The sequence below is a fragment of the Nocardia sp. NPDC049526 genome (genome assembly GCF_044465765.1).
In the GTDB taxonomy this organism is placed as follows: Bacteria; Actinomycetota; Actinomycetes; order Mycobacteriales; family Mycobacteriaceae; genus Nocardia.
In genome coordinates, this window is the sequence record NZ_JBITMA010000032.1 from 1 (window position 1) to 5,642 (window position 5,642).

The 5,642-nt window shown below is 64.6% G+C and carries 5 protein-coding genes; 4 read left to right on the forward strand and 1 reads right to left on the reverse strand.

Annotated features, from left to right (window positions below; translation table 11 throughout):
- Positions 1-278: 278 nt before the first annotated feature.
- Complete coding sequence (locus ACIBW7_RS42680) at positions 279-1,442, forward strand: hypothetical protein (RefSeq protein ID WP_397056804.1); 1,164 nt, start codon at positions 279-281, stop codon at positions 1,440-1,442.
- Here the strand turns inward: ACIBW7_RS42680 and ACIBW7_RS42685 are convergent.
- Positions 1,424-1,618, reverse strand: a complete 195-nt coding sequence (locus ACIBW7_RS42685; RefSeq protein WP_397056806.1) for a hypothetical protein — start codon at positions 1,616-1,618, stop codon at positions 1,424-1,426. The two genes, ACIBW7_RS42680 and ACIBW7_RS42685, sit on opposite strands and share 19 nt — an antisense overlap.
- 295 nt (positions 1,619-1,913) lie before the next feature.
- Between ACIBW7_RS42685 and ACIBW7_RS42690 the strand changes: the two genes are divergently transcribed.
- The 3 genes from ACIBW7_RS42690 (at position 1,914) to ACIBW7_RS42700 (ending at position 5,471) form a co-directional block, all read left to right on the forward strand.
- The gene (locus ACIBW7_RS42690; protein ID WP_397056808.1) at positions 1,914-3,068 is read left to right on the forward strand and encodes an SMI1/KNR4 family protein; all 1,155 of its coding nucleotides are present in this window, start codon (positions 1,914-1,916) and stop codon (positions 3,066-3,068) included.
- A 5-nt stretch (positions 3,069-3,073) separates the two neighbouring features.
- Complete coding sequence (locus ACIBW7_RS42695) at positions 3,074-3,877, forward strand: hypothetical protein (protein WP_397056810.1); 804 nt, start codon at positions 3,074-3,076, stop codon at positions 3,875-3,877.
- A 430-nt stretch (positions 3,878-4,307) separates the two neighbouring features.
- On the forward strand, positions 4,308-5,471 hold the full coding sequence (locus ACIBW7_RS42700; RefSeq protein ID WP_397056812.1) for an IS110 family transposase: 1,164 nt from the start codon (positions 4,308-4,310) through the stop codon (positions 5,469-5,471).
- Positions 5,472-5,642 lie beyond the last annotated feature (171 nt).

The window sequence follows — 5,642 nt, forward strand, 5'->3', positions numbered from 1 at the left end:
CGAGCTTGATACTCTACATGTCGCGAATTGAAATCCATTGCAAGCCAGTACAACTGGGGGCAATGCGCGATTGACTCGATCCATCGCAGACCCACTCCAGTCCGATCTTAAGGCTCGCGCTCTTCGGCAGATGCGGACGTTCGCGAACGCGCGACATGCGGCATAGAGGTCGGCCGGTCGCGGTTGGCGGACGTTCGGCACGGTACGAACGCGGTCGCTCACATAATCCTCACAATTCGGGGCATGTATCGTGCGGATCGCTGACGTAGGTTGCTGTTGTGTTCCTCAAAGCTTTTCGACCCTTCGATCCCATAAGTCGTTGGGGGGCAGCGATTTCACCGGCCGACAGTCCCGCATCGGCGCCTTCGCCGCTCATCGTCCGCGGAATCAAAGCTGTTCGCTCCACCATCCTGACCGTCGTCTTGACGATGACGGCAGTCCTGCTGAGTGGGTGTTACTACCTCGAACGTGGACGCGACCAGGCCGAGCATGACAGCTGGTCACGCACGATCGAGACTGCCATCCGGGCCCTTCCGGGGGTGACCGCCGCATCACACCGGTTCGAGCACTACGAGGGCAAAATCTTCCACGCCTATCTCGACGTGCGACTCAGGGACGAGGCCACACCGGCAGAGGCCGCGTCCGTGGTGAATACCGTGGGCACTCAACCGCTTCCGCGGCGTTTCCACGGCGAACCGATGAACGTCACCATCGGCCGGATGGCGGACTCCTATTCCGCATACTGGTTTTTCGGCCGTGACGTGAGCCCTGAAGCGACCGCCGCCCACAATTGGGCGCGACTTTGGGCCGCCGGCACCGAAGTGCACTGGGACTCGAGCGGCGGCGACGCAAGCCGCATGACCAACACCATCGACGTCCGAGCGGGCTCTGAGAGCGAACCTCACCGCGCCACCGCGGCAATGCGCCGAATCATCCGGGATTTCCCCGAACTGGTATCCAACCAGTGGATCGTATCCGCCGTTCATGAGCGGGAGCGCGGGTTCACCAATCACTCGGAACGGCGCCCCGGGTGGTATCCATGGCCCCACGATCGCCTCACCCCCCACCAAGAGCCCACCCCCCGCTTCCCGTCCAATGATGAACTCGACTTGTGGCAGTGGTTCCTGACCGATCAACCCATCCTGTTCTTCGTTCGGGTGTCGGTCTACGACCCGCCCTTGGAAGGCCAGACACTGGGCGTCACCGTATTCCCTCCCGTGGGTACGGAATTCAGTGCCGCGCAGACCACACAACTCGCCGATCTGCATCTTCCCTACCTGGCTGGCTCCGGCACGGCGGTCGACTACACGATCCACACACCCAACGGCCCCGTCTACTCCCGCGGCCCCTTTTTCGAGGTCGTGGTCGGCGGCTGCCAGACACCCGGGTACAACGTCTTACCGGAGTCGCAGCCCTACGTTCGTCAGTACGAACGCTGCTGATCCGCGTCCCACAACCGCCGTGTTGAGATGATGAGTGACCGCGGCGTGGTGCGGTGCAGGTAGCCGAGTTTGAGGTGATCGGCCAGGGCAAGGCAGACCACGAACGATTCGGTGGTTTCACCAGGCAGGGGCCGAAGTCGGACGGGCAGCGGGCTGCGGTGGTCGCCGATGGTCATGGCTGACGTTCGGCCGGCCTCGGATCGGCACGGTCAGTTGATCTTCCGCTGGGCCGCTGGCCAGTGCGGTCAGCGCGGTATGCGGCTACCGTGCGTTCTCGTAGCGAGGAGCCGGACTGCGCCAACTGCGGGTTGGGTGAACACGATCGGTTGTGCGTTTCGCGGTGAGTTGACCACCGCGCTAGTTGGCCCGCATACCGCTACGTGAACATCAGTCCCATGAGGAGATACGGATGTTGCCCGTGCGGCAGCGGCGGAGTCGGCATGTCGTACCTCTCTGGCACAGTGCTCGACCATGAGTTGGAAACCGTGGTTGTCACGCTGGAGTCAGGAGTGGATTCGCAGCCGCGAACCCGGCCAGGAGGATCCGGAGATCCTGCGCGACGGCTGGCTCGGGTTCGCCCCGGCGACCGAGGACGCGGTCGCGGCGGCCGAGGTGCGGATCGGGCGGACACTGCCGCCGTCTTACCGCGAATTCCTGCTGACGACCGACGGCTGGCGGCACGCCGGGAATTTCGTCGGTCGCATGCGGGACACTTCCGACATCGGCTGGTTGCGTGACATCGAACCGTTCTGGGAAGCGGACTGGAAAGACCTCTGCTACGAGGATCCAGCCCCCGAGAACGGCAATCCACTGGGCCGCGGACTGCTGATCTCGCGCGAGGCCGACGCCGGGATCCTGTTCCTCGATCCGGGTGATGTCGACGCGGCCGGGGAATGGGCCGCCTACAAACTGTTCGCCTGGAGTGAAGGCCCCACACGGTCCCCGTCGTTCGCCGCGCTGATGGAAGACCTCTACGCGTCCTTCCACAGCCTCGACCATCCCGAGGGCGAGACCAGCGACAGCTGGGACGTCACGGTCGAGCAGGCCCGCCGCGCCGCGCTCGCCGGTGCGGTGGACGCGGCGGCGCAAGCGCTGGAGCAGGCCGAGAAGTTCGGCCGTGACCGCGCCACCGTGCTGCGGGCGCAACTACAGCTGTTCCTCGCACGCGACAGCATGTACACCAGGCAGTCGCTGCGCAGGTGGGCGGGTTCGGCACCGGAATCCGCGGATTTTCGCGACGATCCGCTGTTCACCGCGGAACTGCTGCCGGTACTGTTCGCCGACCACATCGCGAATGCGCACCCAAACCAGAGCACGGTCCTGCAATCGGCGATGTACGACGAGCGGACACATCTCGTCATCGGCGAATATCAGGCCAGGCTGCGACGCTACGGTCCCTCCCTCGATTTCGGGAATCCGGAATTCGACGCCCTGATCCGGCAGGCGCTGCGCGAGCATGCCAACGATTCGGACGCGCTGTGGGAAGCGGTGCGCGCGGCGCTGGTGCGGTGGCGGCCACGTACACCCGACCACATCGCGCCGATCGTGCTGCTGGCCGACCCGATCCTGGCCGAGACGCTCAACCCCGAGCGCGGCCGCGCACTGCTGTCCCAACCGAGAGGGTGACCGACATGGAATTCCCGAGTCGTCACGATGTGGCGATGGCGTTGATCATCGATGCCTGCGGTGACCCCCACGACTTTCCCGACGGCGATGTCCTGGTGGCAACGGAAGCCGAGACCGACGAGTCCGGGCACACCGTCAACATCAGCCGGATCGCCTGCCGGGCCTGCGGAATGATCAAGGTGTCCAGGTGGCGGGAACCCGGCCCCACCGAACAGGCCCGAGGTTTCATGGTGCTGGGCCAATACGAGTACCCCGAGCCGGGAGACGTCCCCGGCATCGTCGACCGCGCGCGGCGGATCACCGACGCGGAGTACGCGAAATACCTTGCCGCACACGGCTTCGGCGACATTCCCTCCTACTACGCTCCGGATCGGCGCGCGACCATCGAACGGTACGATTTTGTGCTGCGCATCCGCGCCGGTCAGTTCTTCCTGCTCGAACGGCCGAGCAAGATCGGCGAAATCCTCCCGATACCACCGTATGCCACCTCCACCGATCTGATCGACGCCGTCCCCGGCGCGGCCCTGTGCTGGGCGCCCGTCGACGACGGCGAGATCGCGGTAACCGTTGTCACGGCGCCCGAAGACCCCGGCCCCGACCGCTCCTACCCGCGCATCGCCGAGTTGAGCTGCCGATTCCACACCGGCGCCGTCTACCTGTGTGAACTCGCGGGCCGCAACCACGAACTGCCGCCGCTGCCCGCGGGCTACGGCGACTACCGGCTGCGCTTGCATACGAGTGATTCCGGTTGCCTGCTACAGATTTGGAGTCAGCCCTACACGAAACCCCTGGTCCACCCGGCGACGTGACTGCTCCCGATCGAGCGCTCATCGCTGATGGCTTCGGTTCCACACCGACCCTGAGTGCCGCAGAATGACGGCCCTCAGTCTGCCCCCGGAGCAGGCGCACTCAATTCGGCAGAAGCGCGCGTTCGGCCGGGCGCCAGAAGCCAACAGCCCGTTGATCTTCCACGCGCCAGCGTTGGCCGCCTAGGGACGCGCGGGACGCGGCTACTTAAGACTGGTGCCAGGACTTGATCCCGGCCAGGATCTGGTCCAGGTGCCCGGTGAGACGCTCTCGTATAGCGGCTGCCCGCCTGCGTCATTGGTGTGGCTCTCACATGGCTTGCGTCTGATCGGGTGCCGTGCCGGGAATGGCTGAAGAGGGGTCTGCCCACCTCAAAGTAGCGGTGCCTTCCCGCACGAACACCACATGTGTCGACCTGGGAAGGATGCGCTGGTGACGGTCATTATCGGGATGGATCCGCACAAACGCTCGGCCACAATCGAGATCATCGACCCCGCCAGCGTGGTCCTGACCACGGGCCAGTACAGCACTGATACCGCTGGTTATAGCGGAATGCTCACCGCGGCACAGCGATTCGGTGACCGGATCTGGGCGATCGAAGGATGCAACGGCGTCGGTCGCCATCTTGCCCACCGCCTGGTGCACGACGGTGAAACCGTTGTCGACGTGCCGGCGAAACTCTCAGCGCAGGTGCGGGTGTTCGCCACCGGCAACGGACGAAATACCGACCCTGTCGACGCGCACTCGGTCGCGCTCGCGGCGTTGCGGTCACCGAATCTGCGTCGGGTGGACCTGGATTCGGAGCTGATCGCGCTGGGGATGCTCGCTGATCGACGTGACGAGCTGGGCAGAGCCCGCACCGACACCGTCAACCGGTTGCATCGGTTGTTGCTGGAGTTGCTGCCTGGTGGAGCGAAGAAGTTCTTGTCCGCCATGCAGGCGCGAAAACTGGTCGCGACTGTTAAGCCGCGTGATCCGGCGGGAAAGGTGCGCCGCCGACTGGCCGTCGAATTGATCGATGAGCTGGAAAGGATCGACCGCAAGATCAAGGCTGCGAACAAGGAGCTGCGAGAGCTGGTCATCGAGCGCGGTTCGACGGTGATGGAACTGAACGGGATCGGACCGTCCGGCGCGGCACGATTACTCGCCGATGTCGGTGATATCCACAGGTTCCGGGACCGAGGCCGGTTCGCGTCCTGGAACGGCACCGCCCCGTTGGACGCGTCCTCTGGAGAGCAGAAACGTCACCGGCTCTCCCGCGCCGGGAACCGCAGGATCAACCGGGTCCTGCACACCATGGCCACCGTCCAACTGCGCAATCCCAGCGCAGGCCGCACCTACTACGACCGGCGCAGAGCCGAGGGCAAGACCTCGATGGAAGCGATGCGGGCATTGAAACGACGACTGTCGAACGTGGTCTACACACGCATGCTCGCCGACCAGCGCAGACGTGAAACGGCAAGCCCGGGAGGGCAATCGGGGGCGACTACTGACTCCAGCGCGACCGGCTCAACCCCGCACACCGGTCCTTCGGACAAGCCACAACCCGGACTCACCACCAACCAGAATAGCCATGACCTGCCGACTCCGCCTTGACACGAGAGGGGAGCCTACTTGTCGCATCCCGAACCCGTTGTGAGACAACCGAGTTACACAGCGTACGTCATTCGATTATCCGGCAGGATTTGCGCCAGGCCCGTTGAAGCGCATGAGTGCGGCCATGACTGCGCAGATGGCGGTCAGGAGCCTTCCTGCATCCGACTTCGC